Here is a 15113-nt window from a genome sequence, read left to right on the forward strand (position 1 = left end):
ACATCAGTCGCTCACAATTAATTAAACTTTGGTTAAGTTGAGGTGAATATGAATTTAATTAAAACAATCGCGACATTTATCTTAATGGTAAGCGCATTTTTATCGACGGCAAGTTGTGCACAGGACGATGAGATCGTCAACTTTGATTTAGACAACCTAATTATTGGCTTGGAAGAAAAGCCTGTTGTCAGAATTGAGTTATCACTGTCTAAGTTACGAGATTTATACGTTGCCGTACAAGAAGTTGAGAGCCGTAAAACAGTTAAGAGCACGATGAAACGGATTAAGAAGTCAGGAAACTATCATTTCTCTATTGATATCGATGATATTAAGCCGGGTAAATATCGTGTAAATGCTTATCTGGCACCAAAAGGCAAAAATTGGAATGACCGTCTTGGTGATACAAAGTTTAAAGTAATAACTGTAATTGACGCGCCTAAAGCACCAAAACCGTCGGTTTATTCGCAAAAAGATCTGATTAAAAAAGTAACTTGGCCAAAAACAATCATTGATGATTCTGAGGTGATATTAACCGCTAAATATGACATCACAGAAAATCGTGATCTGCATTTGAAGTTATTAGACAGCAGCAACTGGAAAGAACTCGGTGCATTAAAATATACCGTTAAAAAACCGGGAGAGATCTCAGTGCCGTTTAGTGATCTGGTGACTAATTTTCCAGCAGGGAAATACGTTTGGGTAGTCTATTTAACAGCTATTGATTCCGACGAAGCGCTAACTAAAAAGCAAGGCAAGCATTTTGTTATCGGCGCTAAATAGTGGCTTTTAACTAAGTTAAGTTCGAGAGCATTGGAAAATACGCATGTATGATATCAATCGAAAACAACGCCAAGTGGCCCAAAACATTGGTCATGAACAAACCCCAATTTTTGTCGTTGATGACGTTTTGTTAGACCCGTCGGCAGCGATAGCCAATGGCGTTACTGCTGATTATGGTACTAGCATGGTACAGGGCACCTATTATCCAGGAGTGCGTGCCAACGTGGGGGCTGAATATGGTATGGCGATATTGCAATTTGCAGCTCATATTTTATATCGGCATTTTCAGGTTCCAAAAGAGTTAACACTTTACCCAAGGAATGGCTGTTTTTCTTTGCTCACACAACGACCTGCAGACTTAAACTTACTTAGCTGTATTCCCCATTTTGATAATAACGAAACTTTTAGTTTTGCCATATTACATTATCTAAACCCTAGTGAATTTGGTGGCACGAGTTTTTATCGTCATAAACCAACAGGGTTTGAAAATGTTACACAGGCAAGGCGTAAACAATATTTACAGGCCGCACAACAACATATTAATCAACATGGAAACCCCAAACAGCAGTATGTTACAGGGACAGATCCGCATTTTGAGCTGATCCATACAGTAGATTACAAACCTAATAGGTTGGTTATTTACCCAGCGACCATTTTACATTCAGCTCATATTGAAAAACCAAACGTTGACGTTAACCCAGATCCTAAGTCAGGCAGGTTAACCGCCAATTTTTTTGTCGATTTTCAACCTTAATTCACAACAATTATAAGAATAAAAAAATGAACTTTAAAAACCTGAGTCAATTGATGGTTTCAACCCTCATATTGCTGCCACTTTACTTGTGTGCCGCTATTTATGATGGGCCCACTGATGACGCGACATTTACAGCGTTGTTAAAGCAAGTAAATGAAAAAAGTAGTGAACTTGATAAAAAAGTAGAAGAGGCTATCGCTGTCGGAGTTAATGTCGACTACGCCTAGGTGTCGCAAACAACGGTACGCTTGTTTAAAGACATATTTGCACCATGGGACAGAAATCACCCTGAAGTGGTTCAGCAAATGTATGACGCCGTGTATTTTTCCCGCTTCGATCCTGTTGGCCCAACAGGTTTGCCATTTGATGAGCTGCTCGATTGTATCGACGTTGTGGATTCGGCGATAGCGCAATTACAACAGCAGATCGATGGCAATATCACCCTCGCTACGCCGCCAGATTTCTCCACAAAAAAATCAAGCTCGAGGCACACATTACCAACTTGGTGATGACAAAGTATTTGCCAGTAAGTTTTTTGGCAACCAAATACGGAAGACATAATGCAGGCGTTTGGTCGAAGTGGCGAAGGGTATTTGTCGGTGCAACATTTGGAAACTGAAAACAAAATTAAAAATTGGAGCAAGTCGAGTTTACGAAGCAGTATTGCCGAGCAAACCGCACAAAATCGAGCGCCTATTCAGTATTTTTTGGGCCATATAGTCCCGCAGTCATTTTGGCTGCGAGAAGATTACCCTCAGGCATTTGACGGCTCTCGGATATTTACCGATTACGACATAGACAACCCAAATACCAAAGCGTGGTTAAACGTTTTGTTTGAGGAGCAATTGAGTTCGGCGATTGAACCTTTAGGGGATAACGAGCGTGTACATATGATTGCCAATGAGCCTATGTTTTCAATACGGGAAGGTGGAGTTGAGTCGGCCCGTGGCGTATCGGAATTTACCATGAATAAATACCAAGCGTGGCTAGAACATAAATACGATACGATAAGCCAGCTTAATGTCGTTTACCAAACAAGCTTTAATAATTTTTCTGAAGTTAAGAACACGTACATCCCGCCAATCTCCCTTAGTTTTCAAGGTGGACCTATTTGGTATGACTGGAATAAGTTTAATCTGGAACGTGGTAATCAATGGTTTCAGTTTTTACACGACGGTGTTCATAACGCTGACCCACATGCTAAAACCCATGTCAAAGTGATGGGCGAACGTTCAGTCCATACCCCTTATCAGGACGAAGGTTTGGATTTTGAATTTATCACTAACTTGGTTGATATGCCGGGATCGGATGCGCAAATGTCGTCATTTGCTGCTGAATGGGACCTACGTCATGAGCAAGATTGGCGTCAGCGGTACAGTCTTGAATGGCGTGCGCAAAGCATTATGCTCGATTTTATGAAATCCATAGCACCAGACAAACATATGTATGATTCAGAGTGGCATAATTTATCAGGGTCAAGATGGCGTGATTTTCATATGTCACCAGAATATGTGCGAGCGACATTTTATTTAGGGATCACGCACGGTTTAGGCTCAGTTACCACTTGGGTTTGGAACCGCAAAAGTGATGGAGCCATCGATACTCGCGCGGACTTCATCGGAACCAGTGTCACTCAGCCAATTCAACTCGACGCCTACGGCCGTGCTTGGAAAGAAATTAATGCACATGGTAATTTGGCACTGTCATTAACGCCAGTTGAGCGAGACTTTATGGTCTATTACAACAAGGATGCGGCAATTCAGGACCCCAAATATACCCTGTATATGTCAGAAATGTACGAGGCGCTTAAATTACAAAATGTGGCGGTAGGATTTGCAACGCCATCGACCCTTGATTCCTTAAACCCGAGTTCACAAACCTTGTTTTTGTCCGCCACTCGATTTATCTCGGACGAAGATTTGACTGGTCTTCAAGCCTTTGCACAACGCGGTGGCAATATAGTGCTAATGGATGATGACAATAATTTCACTAAAACTGAGTTGGGGCAAACAAGAACAAGTGGCCTTGATTTGGCTGTATATGCTCGCTTTCAACGAGATAACGTATTGGCCATGCTTGAAGAGTTACAGGTAAAGGTTTCGATGTTAGTTCCGCACAAGGACGTGGATATCGTGGTCAAAAATGCTGAACTTGAAGTTGTTCATGGCGTCCTGTTGAGTCAGGCATCTTTGACATCTGGCTCTGCAACTGCTGGTAACGAACAACGACGAGGTATTTCTCTCATCAATACCAGCCAACAAACCGTCAACGTTAAGCTGTTGTCTAGCATCGGCAAAGTATCCGGTATCGTCGATGTAATTACTGGCAATAACGTAGAAAATAACATCGAAATGCAACCGATGGACGTGCAATTACTGCAACTCGATTTACTCGAAGGTGTGAGTGATATAGAAGTGCATTCGATAGAAATACAATCGTCTGCTACTTCATTAACCGTTGGTGAAAAACTGACTTTGACCGCAGATATACTGCCTACAGACGCAACAGATAAAACCCTCCATTGGTCGTCTAGCAATTCAAATGTGGCAACGGTAGACAATAACGGGAACGTTACAGCAGTAGCGGCGGGTAACGTACAGATCACAGCGACATCACAACTGAGTTTAGTAGCGGACAACATAAGCTTAACGATTAATGAACAGGCCGTTGTAGACAAGCCTGAAAACCAAAATTCCAGTGGCGGGAGTCTGCCTTGGTTTTTTTAGTCGCCCTCATTTGGGTTCGTACGCTCAGACAATCATCTTCCCCATTATTTTTAGGAGCTTCAAATGATTAATGGTCAAAAACGCTTATTTTCAAGAGTATCGCTATTATCGACCCTAGCTATTCTCATGGCGTGCCAAACAGCAAATGGCAATCCAAAACCACTTTCAAATGAGCGAATTGTTTTTCAACAACTGCACTCGGATTTTAAGCGTGAAAATAAAAATTTAAGACAATGGGATGCGCCAGTTGTTGCCGATTTAGATCAAGACGGTTATCCCGACTTATTATTGAATGATCATGGTTTTGCCATCCGTGTTATGTGGAATAACCAAGGAAAATATGCCAAACCATATGATTTGATTATGGGAGATGTACACGGGATTTCAGTCGCCGATTTTGATCAAGACGGCTTAAATGAAATTATTCTGGCCCGAGGCGGCGGCTCTGGCAGCAATGCCAGAAACTCAAAAGTGTTTCGCATCGACAAAAATCGCCGTTTTAGTGAAGTTGCCGATTTTGATATTCCGCTTGAAAACATGCGGGGTCGTACGGTTAAGTTTGTTGATTTAAATAATAACGGCAAGCTCGATTTACTTAATTTTGCTTTTCCTGATCAAGCTAAAAAAGGCCAAAGCGAAAACTACATTTATAAAAACGACAATAATGGTCAGCTCCTGCTCATTAATCAATTACCCGCCATCAAGGTTGATGGGCAAAAGACACTTGTAACCGATTATAACAACGACGGCATAGCCGACATTCTTTTGTACGGGTTTGGTGCCGTAAAGCTGTATCAAGGGAAAGGGGATTTTAGTTATATCGACGTAACTAATAACGTTTTTGCCAAACCACTATTAAACGTAACATCGGTGGCCGAAATTGATTTTGATAATGATGGTGATTTTGATCTGTTTTTTACCCGAGGTAAAGAGTTTGACGGTGGCGATACCTTTTATGACGCGGCAAGCCAAGTATGGGGCTTTTTCGCAAAACGTGGTGAATTTCAATTTGAACATTTAGTGATGGGGGATATTTTTCAACTCGAAAACTTTCAATCACAATGGCCACATAAAAGCCTTTATATCGGCGAATCAGGTTATGAGTACGATTACTCGGGAGAAACCCATTCAGGTCGAGATGTCCGGTTAGTAAATAGTGACGCCCTTGGATTTCCTGATAAAAGAGATAAAAAAGGCGCTTATATTGGTTATGTCGGTAACCAGCAATGGCGAGTCGCCGCCAATATATTTTCGCCAATGACAGCCATTGTACGCGGCGTTAAATCTTATCCAGCACAAACGGTGAGCCTAGGCTTAAAAGACGTATTACTGCAAAATACCAATGGCGTATTTAAAGACGTCACAGCCGCCCAACAGATAATAGACGTTGAACATTCTATGGGCAGTGCCGTCGGGGACTTTAACAATGATGGTTACGCTGACATTCTTGTTGTACCAAGGGGCAATTTGGTCACGCCAATTAACTCAATTTTATTGATGAACCAAGGTAAAAACGTGGATTTGTTAAAAGCGCTACGCACAATATTGTCACACCTGAATTAGGGGCAATCGGAATGAGCGCACAGGTAGTGGATTACAATTTAGATGGGCAACTCGATGTGGTTGTTGGCAATGACCGCGGAAAATGGCACTTGTTTAAAAATCAGGTCAAGGGGCGGGAAATAACTTTGTAACGATAAATGTGGGCAAACATAACCAAGTTTCGCCATTAGGTGCGTTAGTGTCGATAAAAGCGTGTGGAGTTGAGCAAATACAAAAGGTCGGCGCAACAAGTGCAGCGTATTCACTCAGCTTTAATCCATTTGTACACTTTGGATTAGGAGCCTGTCAGGCAATCGAAGAAATTAAAGTCACGTGGAGTGACCAAACAGTGAAGTTGCAAGACGTTACAAACATTAAACTCAATTCAGTGATAAACGTTGGTAATTAACATGAAGACTATCTCAAAAGCGTGCCATAAAGTGGCTAGTTATTCCTTGGCAATCGTTCTTTCTGCTTATTTACTTAGTGGTTGCAGTTTGAATCCAATTGACGTAAATGACGACAAATCACCGGCTCAATTTGAGCCGATGAATCGCGATATTTTGCCAACCGGTGAGCGATACCGACGAAAATGGGACGGCCCTGTAGTCGTTGATTTAGACCAAGATGGTTTACAGGATCTAATCTTGACTGACCACGGTAACGAACTGAATGTTTATTGGAACTTAGGTGGGCGATATTCTCAACCTACAACCTTGCTAACACGAGATATCCACGGGGTTGTTGCAGCTGATTATGACAAAGATGGCAAGATAGAAATTGTTATCGCACAAGGCGGCGGCGATGGCAAAAACCCTAAGTTTCCTTTGTTGTTTGAGGTAAATGAGGGACGAAAAATTCTGAAACAAAATGATATGAAACATTTTGAATTTACCCGCGGTCGCGCGATCAATTTTATCGATGCCGACAATGACGGTACTTTAGAATTGATAACGACTGGTTTTCCTCTTAAATCTCAGAAAGCGGGTGCCAACCATCTTTATAAACTCGATAACAATGAGCAGTACCAATTTGTTAAATTGCTGCCTCAAGCTAAATGGCTAGGCTATCGTTTACAAACGGTTGATTACAATAACGATGGTTTTAAGGATCTGCTTTTTACGGTGGTGCTGACATTGTTGCGGTGACAAATAAAGGGAAACTGGATTTTGTCGATGATACTAAAGATGTATTAGGCGCGTTAAATCAAACAAATCATGTAAGTAGCATCAACGAAATAGACTTTGACAACGATGGGGACGACGATTTGTTCATAACTCGAGCGGAGCATCAATTTTCTCGTCAGCAATTTTATGATGCAAGCTCTAAACGTTTTGCTTTTTTACTTTTAAGAAACAAAAGCAACAGTTTGATCTGTCGATTATAGGCAATTTTGAATTAAAAAACCTACAAATGGCCTATCCAGACTTTGATGTATTTGTCGGAAAAAGTATGCGTAAACTTGAGTTCGAAAGTGACCGACATAGCCATAAAGATGTCACACTTACTCAACAACAAGCAACTGGCTGGCCCTCTAAACCAACTAAGAAAGGCATATACATTGGTTATTTAGGTGACAATACATGGCGATTGCTGGTGGATACGCGGGCACGAAATGCTGGCGTTATACTAAACGTAGAGAACAATCTTGGCTCTACTACAATTGCACCATATCCGCCAAAACTGTTTGAAAATAAAGGCGGCAGGTTTGTTGATGCCAGCGACAAACTAGGTAACGCAATTAATGAACAAACCACAAGTTCAGCGGTTGCTGATTTCAATAATGACGGTTGGCCCGACATGGTTGTGATTAAATACGGCAATATGGCGACAAAAAATAAGCAATTTTTATTGTTTAATGACAAAGGCATTAAGTTCACAACCTCCGAAGTGCATAACATTGTTTCCGATGAAATCGGGGCGACAGGCAATGGTGCGAATGTACTCGACTATGATAAAGATGGTGACATTGATCTTCTTTACGCAAATGAACGCGGGTTATGGCATCTGTTTAGCAATAACTTAGTTCAGGGGCAATCGACTCATTTTATTGGGTTTGTTGTGGGCCAATCTCCCGCTAAAAAAATCGACCAACTGGATGCAAAAGTGACTATTTGGGCATGTAATCAAATGCAACAAACGACGATAAGTAATGGCGGAAATGCATTTTCTCAAAGCTTAAATAATCAGGTTCATTTTGGGTTAGGGGAATGCAAAAGTGTGCAAAAAGTACGAGTTAAATGGCGCAATGGCGAACAAACAGAGTTGCATAATTTAACGGTAAACCAATACCATTTGGTTAAATAATCGAGAGTTAACAAGTAAATAGAATGAAAGGCCACTTATATTCAACTAAAACATTGAGTTAATAAGTGGCCAATGGCTATTCCTGATTATATTTTTAAGCCTAGAACGTTGCTCGTTAGCAAGTTCTAGTCACTATTTAGTTTGCAAGATATTCATAACTGGCTTGCAATCCAAGAGGAATTCCCGCTCCCCAGTACAGCATTAAAAATAGTGTCCAAACAATTAAGAAGCAGATCGAAAACGGCAACATCATTGCTGTTAACGTCCCAATACCGGCGCTGCTCACATACCTTTGACAAAATACCACCACGAGCGGGAAGTAAGGCATCAAAGGTGTGATGATATTGGTGCTAGAGTCACCGATACGATAGGCCGCCTGTGCTAGGTCTGGGGAAATACCTAATTGCATTAACATAGGGATAAAAATTGGTGCTAACAGTGCCCATTTTGCTGACGCAGAACCAACAAATAAATTAATAAAACCAGTCAAAAAGATGATCCCAGTAATCGTAATTCCTGATGGTAACGCCATTGATTTTAAAAATGCAGCACCTTTGACCGCTAACAATATGCCTAAATTTGACTGTCCAAAAGCGTAAATAAACTGAGCGATAAAAAACATGATCACAAGGTAATAGCCCATACCGGACATGGCTTTCGACATTCCTTCAATAAAATCTTTAGACGATTTAATTTTGCCAATGGCAACACCGTAAACTAGGCTAGTAATGAGAAACAATAAGAAAATAAACGGTACGATTGATTTCATTAATGGTGCAGAGAACGCGGTAAGCGAGCCGTCAGCTGCACGCCAAGCTGAATCTTGTGGATAGGCAGAGGCAAACAAAATTATGGCACCTATGATGATAGAAAATAATGCCCAACGTAGTGCTTTTTGTTCATTTGATTCCAATGGTTCCATAGTTGGAAGATCGGATAAATCACCATCGAGTTTATTGTTTGCCAGTTTCGGTTCGACAATTTTATCCGTAATAAACCAACCCAATAGAGTGACAACAACAGAAGACGCTGTCGTAAAATAATAGTTATTAAGAGGGTTTAATACCACTGTTGGGTCTAGCAATTGAGCACCCGCTTGGGAAATTCCCTGTAACATTGGATCAAGGGCAGATGGCACGAAGTTAGCTGAAAATCCGCCCGAAACCCCAGCAAATGCCGCTGCAATACCGGCTAATGGGTGTCTGCCTGCGGCATAAAATATGACGCCACCAAGTGGGATAACTAATACATAACCAGCATCAATAGCCGAATGACTGACGATACCAACAAGGATAACCATTGGGGTCAATAACTAAGGTCGCTGTTTTAGCCATAATTGCTCGTAAACCCGCGTTGATAAAGCCACTATATTCAGCAACACCAATACCTAACATGGCGACGAGAACCACGCCAACGGGGTGAAAATGAGAAAAGTTATTTACCATTGACGAAAAAAATTGGGTGATGGCATCACCACTTAATTGATTATTAATTATCAATTCTTTACCTGAACGGGGATCAATGGCATTAAAATCTATACCTGATAACACCCAAGATAGTGCCCATACGATGAAAAGTAGGGCGATAAATAGCACAGCGGGGTCGGGGAGTTTATTACCTACAACCTCGACTTTATCTAAAAATCGCTGAACAGTAGAGGGTTTAGATTGGTTCATTTCGACATCCTTTTTATTGTTATTTTCTCTTTAACTAATCTTAGTCAATACTATCTTGGTTTTTTCTATTGTACAGCGTTGGGCGATTAAAATTCGCATACAGATTGTATGCCTGCCTTAAGCTCATATTGTCTGTGGCGCGTTACCATTCGTCAGCATAAACGGTAGCACAACTTAGATAATATCGGGCTAAGACGCGAAGTGATTTTGTGATCTTAACCCTTTGAATTTTAGATTGGTGAGTCGGCCGTCTTCAATTGCGATTTGAAGATTTTGATTAATTCAGACACATCCTGCATTTTGACAAAATTTGGTCTAACGATAAAAGCCAAACGACGATGAGGGCTAGGTTCGTTTAAGTGCAAAGCCCGTAACTCAGACTGCGGGGTGATTAACTGATCAAGCGCCATTTGCGGAACTAAGGTGGTGCCCAATTTTCCCGCGACCATTTGAATTAAGGTATGTAGGCTTGCCGATTGAAAGTCACTGCGTTGTTTTACCGACTGTAACTGGCAGGCTTCAAGTGCATGGTCTTTTAAGCAATGGCCATCTTTGAGTAACATCAACTTATCCAATTCCATTTGACTGCTGGTGATTTCGTCAAGTTGTGTTGGGCATTCATCTTTGTGACTCACCCAATAAAAATCTTCCTGCCAAAATTCTAAGGTTAGCAATCCCTCAGTAGGATAAGGCAAGGCCAATACGGCAACGTCTATTTCGCCTCTGCGCACCATATCAACTAATACATGACTTTGGTCTTCAACTATTTGCAAACGAAAATCAGGGTAAAGCTCTCGAACTTTAGGCAGTACCTTAGGTAGCAAATACGGACCAATGGTCGGGATAACGCCCAATGACAACTCGGTGGATAATACAGACTTACTCAGTTGTGATAGTTGAACTAAGTCATCCATTTCACGTTTAATGTTCTGCGCTTTTTGTAAAAATAACTCGCCTTCTTTGGTCACAAGGACCTGTTTGTTATTGCGCTCGAATATTGCAACACCAAGTTGTTTTTCCAATTCACTTATTGCAGTACTTAATGCCGATTGTGAAACGCTGCACATTTCAGCTGCTTTTTTAAAATGCAGTGTTTGCCCTACAGCAAGCGCGTAGCGTATTTGTTTTAACGAAATCATCTTTTCTCTTTTGCACTTAATAAAATCTATAGTTCAATTTAATAGAACATAAACTTCAATTCAATCAAATTTTCTAATTTATATTCCTGCCCTAATATTACCCCATCGAAAGCAAACGTGCTTTCAACAAACCAAACTAGAAATGAAGGAAATTAACAATGGCTAAAATCGGTAAATCAATCCCAGACTTCTCAGCAACCGCTTTTCACAATGGCGATTTTGTACCAGTCACATCTGAAGACGTGAAAGGGAAGTGGGCAATCTTTTTATTCTACCCAGCGGACTTCACATTTGTATGTCCTACAGAGTTAGAAGACATGGCAAATCAATATGACGAATTACAAAAATTAGGCGTTGAGGTGTATTCAGTATCAACAGACACACACTTCTCACACAAAGCATGGCACGACTCAAGTGACGCGATTGGCAAAATTAAGTTTCCAATGCTAGGTGACCAAACTGGCCAAATTACTCGCGGCTTTGACGTCATGATTGAAGAAGATCACATGGCACACCGTGGCACATTCTTGGCTGACCCAGACGGCATCATTCAAGTTGCAGAAATTCACGCTGGTGGCATTGGCCGCTCGGCAAAAGACATGCTTCGCAAAGTGAAAGCTGCTCAGTATGTTCGTGAAAATGACGGTGAAGTATGCCCAGCAGCCTAGGAACAAGGTCAAGCAACATTAACTCCGAGTTTAGACCTAGTCGGTAAAATTTAAAGTCCGACGCGCTTAGAAACTCATATAAGTCAGGTGTAAACACCATATGAGTTTCTTCTTTTAGTTATCTAATGGGCATTGCAACAATCAGTGCCCATTAGTCTACCGCCATCAATGAGGTGAATTATGTTAAGTAATGAAATTTTAAACGCAGTAAAAAGTTACGCAGAAATGTTAGATAAAAAGGTCACCTTGGTATTACAAACAGGGCAACACGACAGTCGTGCTGAATTGGTGGCATTTTTATCCGGGCTTTGTTCAGTTTCAGACAAGCTAGAATTTGTTGAACAAGACGCTGGATTACGCAGCCCAATTACATTTGCGCTCCAAACCAACAATGAGTTTAACGGCGTCTATTTCTCGGGGATCCCAAGTGGCCACGAATTTAATTCGCTTATATTAGCTATTTTGCAATCGGCGGGCACAGCCATAAAGCTTGACGAAAGTTTAAAACAAATTATCGCTAATATTAATCAACCGCTGCATTTTGAAGTGTTTGTCTCTTTGAGCTGTCATAACTGTCCAGATGTTGTGCAGTCACTAAATCAATTTGCTTTGCTAAATCCAAATATCAGCAGTGAAATGATCGATGGCGGTTTGTTCCAATCCCTTGTGGAGTCTCGTAATATTCAGGGTGTACCGAGCGTTTATTTAAACGGCGACTTATTTGCCAATGGCAAGGTCGATACCTCAGTGTTAGTCGACAAGTTATTGGAAAAGTACCCAGATGCGGCCAAACAAAACGATGCTCCGCAATTGCCAGAACAAGACGTCACCGTAATCGGCGGCGGCCCAGCAGGGATTGCAGCAGCCATATACAGTGCTCGTAAAGGGCTTAAAGTAACACTAATTGCCGACCGTATAGGCGGACAGGTTAAAGATACTGTTGGTATTGAAAACCTTATTTCAGTGCCTAAAACAACTGGGCCTGAACTGACTAATAATTTACAGGCCCATTTAAACGACTACGACGTTACGGTTAAACAGCATGTTAGAGTTGAAAATATAGAACGTGGCAAGGTGAAACTCGTGCAGTTGAGTTCAGGTGAACAAATATCAACAAAATCGATAATCATTGCCACTGGTGCCAAATGGCGTGAACTGGGGGTTCCCGGTGAAAAAGAAAATATCGGAAATGGTGTCGCCTATTGCCCACATTGTGATGGACCGTTTTTCAAAGGTAAGGATGTTGCCGTCGTCGGTGGTGGCAACTCTGGTATTGAAGCGGCACTAGATTTAGCCGGCATGGTGAAACATGTGACCGTGTTTGAGTTTATGTCTGAGCTAAAAGCTGACAAAGTTTTGATTGATAAAGCTGAAGCCAAAAGCAATATAACCATTATCAAAAGTGCCGCAACAAAAGAAGTGGTTTCTGACAATGGTAAAGTGGTTGGTTTAGCCTACACAGACCGAAATACGGATGAAGAAAAATTACAGTCACTTGACGGCATTTTTGTTCAAATAGGCTTAGTACCAAACAGTGGGTTTTTGGCCGATATTGTCGACAGAACCAAACATGGTGAAATTATCATAGATGAACGTTGCCAAACATCTGAGGCCGGGATATTTGCCTGCGGAGATGTAACAACCGTACCATATAAACAAATTGTTATTGCGATGGGAGAGGGAGCTAAAGCGTCATTATCTGCCTTTGATTACCTGATTAGAGAATCGTAATAGGCATAACAATAAAGTGATTAAAAAGGTCAGCAACCTCAATAGGGTTATCTGACCTTTTTGCTTATGGGCTATATTTACGCTTTTATGAGCTTAGTTTTGATAGCAATTTTCCGACTCAGTTTCTGGGTCTAAACGTTTTTTGGTGATTTCTATAGTTGAGTGGTGAATTCCGTAGCGCTCCACTAGAAACGCTTTGATCGGGCTTAAATCTTGTTGATCACCAGAGGTATCAAGTTCGACATAGGCTTCTAAAAATATATTGGTATCGTCGAGTTGCCATACATGGATATGCCAGATTTTAACAACGGAATCTATGCCTTCCAGCTCAAGACAAAGTGTATCCACATCGATATTGGCAGGTACGCCTTGCATAAGTATGACCATACTTTGTTTTGCAAGTTGGTAACCTTGATAAATGACATAAAGTGAAATACCAATTGTTGCAATTAAATCAACAATATACCACTGATACAAAATAATAAGTGTGCCCGCTACCATGACGACAATAGAGGCAAAGGCATCTGATAAATTGTGAATAAAAGTGGCTTTAAGGTTAAGGTTGTTTTTTACACCTGACTTATAGGTGAGCTAAGGCAGTTGCAGCGTCAATTAAAAAAGCGACGGACGCGATCCCGACAATTATCCAGCCATCAATTGGCTGAGGATTAAAGTACTTACTAACGGCCTCAAAGATTAAATAGATCCCAACTAAAACAAGGGAAGTGCTATTGATCAAGGCCCCCAAGATTTCGGCTCTTCTAAAACCAAATGTCATCTTGTTGCTCGCTGGCAATCTTGCAATTCGCCTTGCAAAAATGGCTATTAAAATTGCCCCGGCATCGCTTAAGTTGTGCAGGGCGTCGGCAATTAATGACAAGCTCCCCGATAAAACACCGCCTATAATTTGCACTATAGTGAGTAGAATATTGATAAAAACCGCTAAGCTTAATTTTCCGTCGTGATTATGGTGATGGTGGCCATGAGAATGACCATGCGAATGTAAATGACTGTGACTGTGATCATGGGGCATTAAACTGACCTTAAGTGAAAATGAAGTTTCGGCTGAATAAATCCAACCGTTGAATTATTTTAGTTTAGCCATTGTTTATCGCACCACGTAAATTAATGACAAATAAAAATTGAGTCAAATTAACGTCGACTTGTGTAGCTTCGGGCATAGTTAACTTTTGTTCGTTAAACAATTTTAACGAGCCTAATATCAAAGAACATGACTGCATTAGGTCCAATTTTGCTGCGATTACCTTTCTTGCCCCAAGCCAATTCAGGGGGATAACAAACTCATATCGTGAACCAACCGACATTAACGGCAAACCAAGCTTTAGGCCTTCAATCGCTTCTTCTAAACTAAACTCATCGGCAAGTCCGGTCCGATAGGTATCGGCAATAACACTGCCATCCGCCAATAAAATACGTTGATTTACTCTTACCGAATCAAATAATGACGGTTTGTCGCCGTCACCTTGTTCTATGACTTTAAAATAAAACCCTTCTTCATGCCTAATAACATTTGCCTTATTCGCATATTTTTCGATGAAATTATCTGTCGCATTTCGGTTCGCTCCAGTAGAGCCTTTTGATTTTTTGTATTTTTGTTTCTAGCCATTAATAAAGCCTTTTACTGCTATCCCTTTGCCATCATATCTTACGGTCAATTCGATAATAAAGCTGATTTTTATTATTACGTTTTAATGTGATGTGGAATTAAATTTTTAAAACAAAAAATGTGCTACGGAAACACTATTAATCTAATTGATAATTATTCGCAT

At 40.9% G+C, this 15113-nt stretch carries 15 protein-coding genes and 2 pseudogenes; 13 read left to right on the forward strand and 4 right to left on the reverse strand.

Going from position 1 to position 15113, the window contains the following annotated elements; translation table 11 throughout:
* The first annotated feature begins 48 nt into the window (after nt 1-48).
* From PN838_RS24185 to PN838_RS24235, 11 genes are all read left to right on the forward strand, one after another.
* Nucleotides 49-780 carry a hypothetical protein gene (locus tag PN838_RS24185; RefSeq protein ID WP_215964100.1) on the forward strand — a complete coding sequence of 244 codons (732 nt, stop codon included), beginning with the start codon at nt 49-51 and terminating at the stop codon, nt 778-780.
* A gap of 43 nt (nt 781-823) precedes the next feature.
* Nucleotides 824-1534: a DUF6445 family protein gene (locus PN838_RS24190; protein ID WP_272182297.1), complete on the forward strand. Its 711-nt coding sequence runs from the start codon at nt 824-826 to the stop codon at nt 1532-1534.
* Nucleotides 1535-1560: 26 nt separating this feature from the next.
* Nucleotides 1561-1761 carry a hypothetical protein gene (locus tag PN838_RS24195; RefSeq protein WP_272182298.1) on the forward strand — a complete coding sequence of 67 codons (201 nt, stop codon included), beginning with the start codon at nt 1561-1563 and terminating at the stop codon, nt 1759-1761.
* Nucleotides 1762-2043 carry a hypothetical protein gene (locus PN838_RS24200; protein WP_272182299.1) on the forward strand — a complete coding sequence of 94 codons (282 nt, stop codon included), beginning with the start codon at nt 1762-1764 and terminating at the stop codon, nt 2041-2043.
* 51 nt (nt 2044-2094) lie between these two features.
* Entirely contained in the window at nt 2095-4260 is a 2166-nt protein-coding gene (locus tag PN838_RS24205; protein ID WP_272182300.1) for an Ig-like domain-containing protein, read from the forward strand.
* Nucleotides 4261-4323: 63 nt separating this feature from the next.
* Nucleotides 4324-5823, forward strand: coding sequence for an FG-GAP repeat domain-containing protein (locus PN838_RS24210; protein WP_272182301.1), 1500 nt, complete (start codon nt 4324-4326; stop codon nt 5821-5823).
* 11 nt (nt 5824-5834) lie between these two features.
* Nucleotides 5835-5954 (forward strand): hypothetical protein, encoded by a 120-nt coding sequence (locus tag PN838_RS24215; RefSeq protein WP_272182302.1) that lies wholly within the window; start codon nt 5835-5837, stop codon nt 5952-5954.
* Between the two features lie 8 nt (nt 5955-5962).
* Nucleotides 5963-6211, forward strand: coding sequence for an ASPIC/UnbV domain-containing protein (locus PN838_RS24220; protein WP_272182303.1), 249 nt, complete (start codon nt 5963-5965; stop codon nt 6209-6211).
* Nucleotide 6212: 1 nt separating this feature from the next.
* Nucleotides 6213-6950 carry an FG-GAP repeat domain-containing protein gene (locus tag PN838_RS24225; protein WP_272182304.1) on the forward strand — a complete coding sequence of 246 codons (738 nt, stop codon included), beginning with the start codon at nt 6213-6215 and terminating at the stop codon, nt 6948-6950.
* Nucleotides 6947-7189 carry a hypothetical protein gene (locus PN838_RS24230; protein ID WP_272182305.1) on the forward strand — a complete coding sequence of 81 codons (243 nt, stop codon included), beginning with the start codon at nt 6947-6949 and terminating at the stop codon, nt 7187-7189. The genes PN838_RS24225 and PN838_RS24230 overlap by 4 nt, the downstream gene beginning before the upstream one ends.
* Nucleotides 7190-7215: 26 nt before the next feature.
* Nucleotides 7216-8109 (forward strand): CRTAC1 family protein, encoded by an 894-nt coding sequence (locus PN838_RS24235; RefSeq protein WP_272182306.1) that lies wholly within the window; start codon nt 7216-7218, stop codon nt 8107-8109.
* A gap of 136 nt (nt 8110-8245) precedes the next feature.
* Here PN838_RS24235 and PN838_RS24240 read toward each other — a convergent pair.
* A pseudogene (locus PN838_RS24240) lies at nt 8246-9785 on the reverse strand (AbgT family transporter).
* A 230-nt stretch (nt 9786-10015) separates the two neighbouring features.
* Nucleotides 10016-10924 (reverse strand): hydrogen peroxide-inducible genes activator, encoded by a 909-nt coding sequence (locus tag PN838_RS24245; RefSeq protein ID WP_272182307.1) that lies wholly within the window; start codon nt 10922-10924, stop codon nt 10016-10018.
* A 158-nt stretch (nt 10925-11082) separates the two neighbouring features.
* Here PN838_RS24245 and ahpC point away from each other — a divergent pair, with 158 nt between their 5' ends.
* Together ahpC and ahpF are read left to right on the forward strand one after the other, a co-directional pair.
* Nucleotides 11083-11592, forward strand: a complete 510-nt coding sequence (gene ahpC, locus PN838_RS24250; RefSeq protein ID WP_272182308.1) for an alkyl hydroperoxide reductase subunit C — start codon at nt 11083-11085, stop codon at nt 11590-11592.
* Between the two features lie 180 nt (nt 11593-11772).
* Nucleotides 11773-13323, forward strand: a complete 1551-nt coding sequence (ahpF, locus tag PN838_RS24255; protein ID WP_272182309.1) for an alkyl hydroperoxide reductase subunit F — start codon at nt 11773-11775, stop codon at nt 13321-13323.
* 93 nt (nt 13324-13416) lie between these two features.
* Here the strand turns inward: ahpF and PN838_RS24260 are convergent.
* Together PN838_RS24260 and PN838_RS26755 are read right to left on the reverse strand one after the other, a co-directional pair.
* A pseudogene (locus tag PN838_RS24260) lies at nt 13417-14356 on the reverse strand (cation diffusion facilitator family transporter).
* A gap of 64 nt (nt 14357-14420) precedes the next feature.
* Complete coding sequence (locus tag PN838_RS26755; protein WP_334313442.1) at nt 14421-14750, reverse strand: FKBP-type peptidyl-prolyl cis-trans isomerase; 330 nt, start codon at nt 14748-14750, stop codon at nt 14421-14423.
* Nucleotides 14751-15113: the final 363 nt, after the last annotated feature.

The sequence above is a fragment of the Psychrosphaera algicola genome, assembly GCF_028401425.1.
GTDB classification, from domain to species: domain Bacteria; phylum Pseudomonadota; class Gammaproteobacteria; order Enterobacterales; family Alteromonadaceae; genus Psychrosphaera; species Psychrosphaera algicola.

What these genes read in the sequence shown, in the direction of transcription:
- PN838_RS24185 (WP_215964100.1), top strand. Translation starts at nt 49, where the DNA reads ATGAATTTAATTAAAACAATCGCGACATTTATCTTAATGGTAAGCGCA.
- PN838_RS24190 (WP_272182297.1), top strand. Translation starts at nt 824, where the DNA reads ATGTATGATATCAATCGAAAACAACGCCAAGTGGCCCAAAACATTGGT.
- PN838_RS24195 (WP_272182298.1), top strand. Translation starts at nt 1,561, where the DNA reads ATGAACTTTAAAAACCTGAGTCAATTGATGGTTTCAACCCTCATATTG.
- PN838_RS24205 (WP_272182300.1), top strand. Translation starts at nt 2,095, where the DNA reads ATGCAGGCGTTTGGTCGAAGTGGCGAAGGGTATTTGTCGGTGCAACAT.
- PN838_RS24210 (WP_272182301.1), top strand. Translation starts at nt 4,324, where the DNA reads ATGATTAATGGTCAAAAACGCTTATTTTCAAGAGTATCGCTATTATCG.
- PN838_RS24215 (WP_272182302.1), top strand. Translation starts at nt 5,835, where the DNA reads ATGAGCGCACAGGTAGTGGATTACAATTTAGATGGGCAACTCGATGTG.
- PN838_RS24225 (WP_272182304.1), top strand. Translation starts at nt 6,213, where the DNA reads ATGAAGACTATCTCAAAAGCGTGCCATAAAGTGGCTAGTTATTCCTTG.
- PN838_RS24235 (WP_272182306.1), top strand. Translation starts at nt 7,216, where the DNA reads ATGGCCTATCCAGACTTTGATGTATTTGTCGGAAAAAGTATGCGTAAA.
- PN838_RS24245 (WP_272182307.1), bottom strand. Translation starts at nt 10,924, where the DNA reads ATGATTTCGTTAAAACAAATACGCTACGCGCTTGCTGTAGGGCAAACA.
- ahpC (WP_272182308.1), top strand. Translation starts at nt 11,083, where the DNA reads ATGGCTAAAATCGGTAAATCAATCCCAGACTTCTCAGCAACCGCTTTT.
- ahpF (WP_272182309.1), top strand. Translation starts at nt 11,773, where the DNA reads ATGTTAAGTAATGAAATTTTAAACGCAGTAAAAAGTTACGCAGAAATG.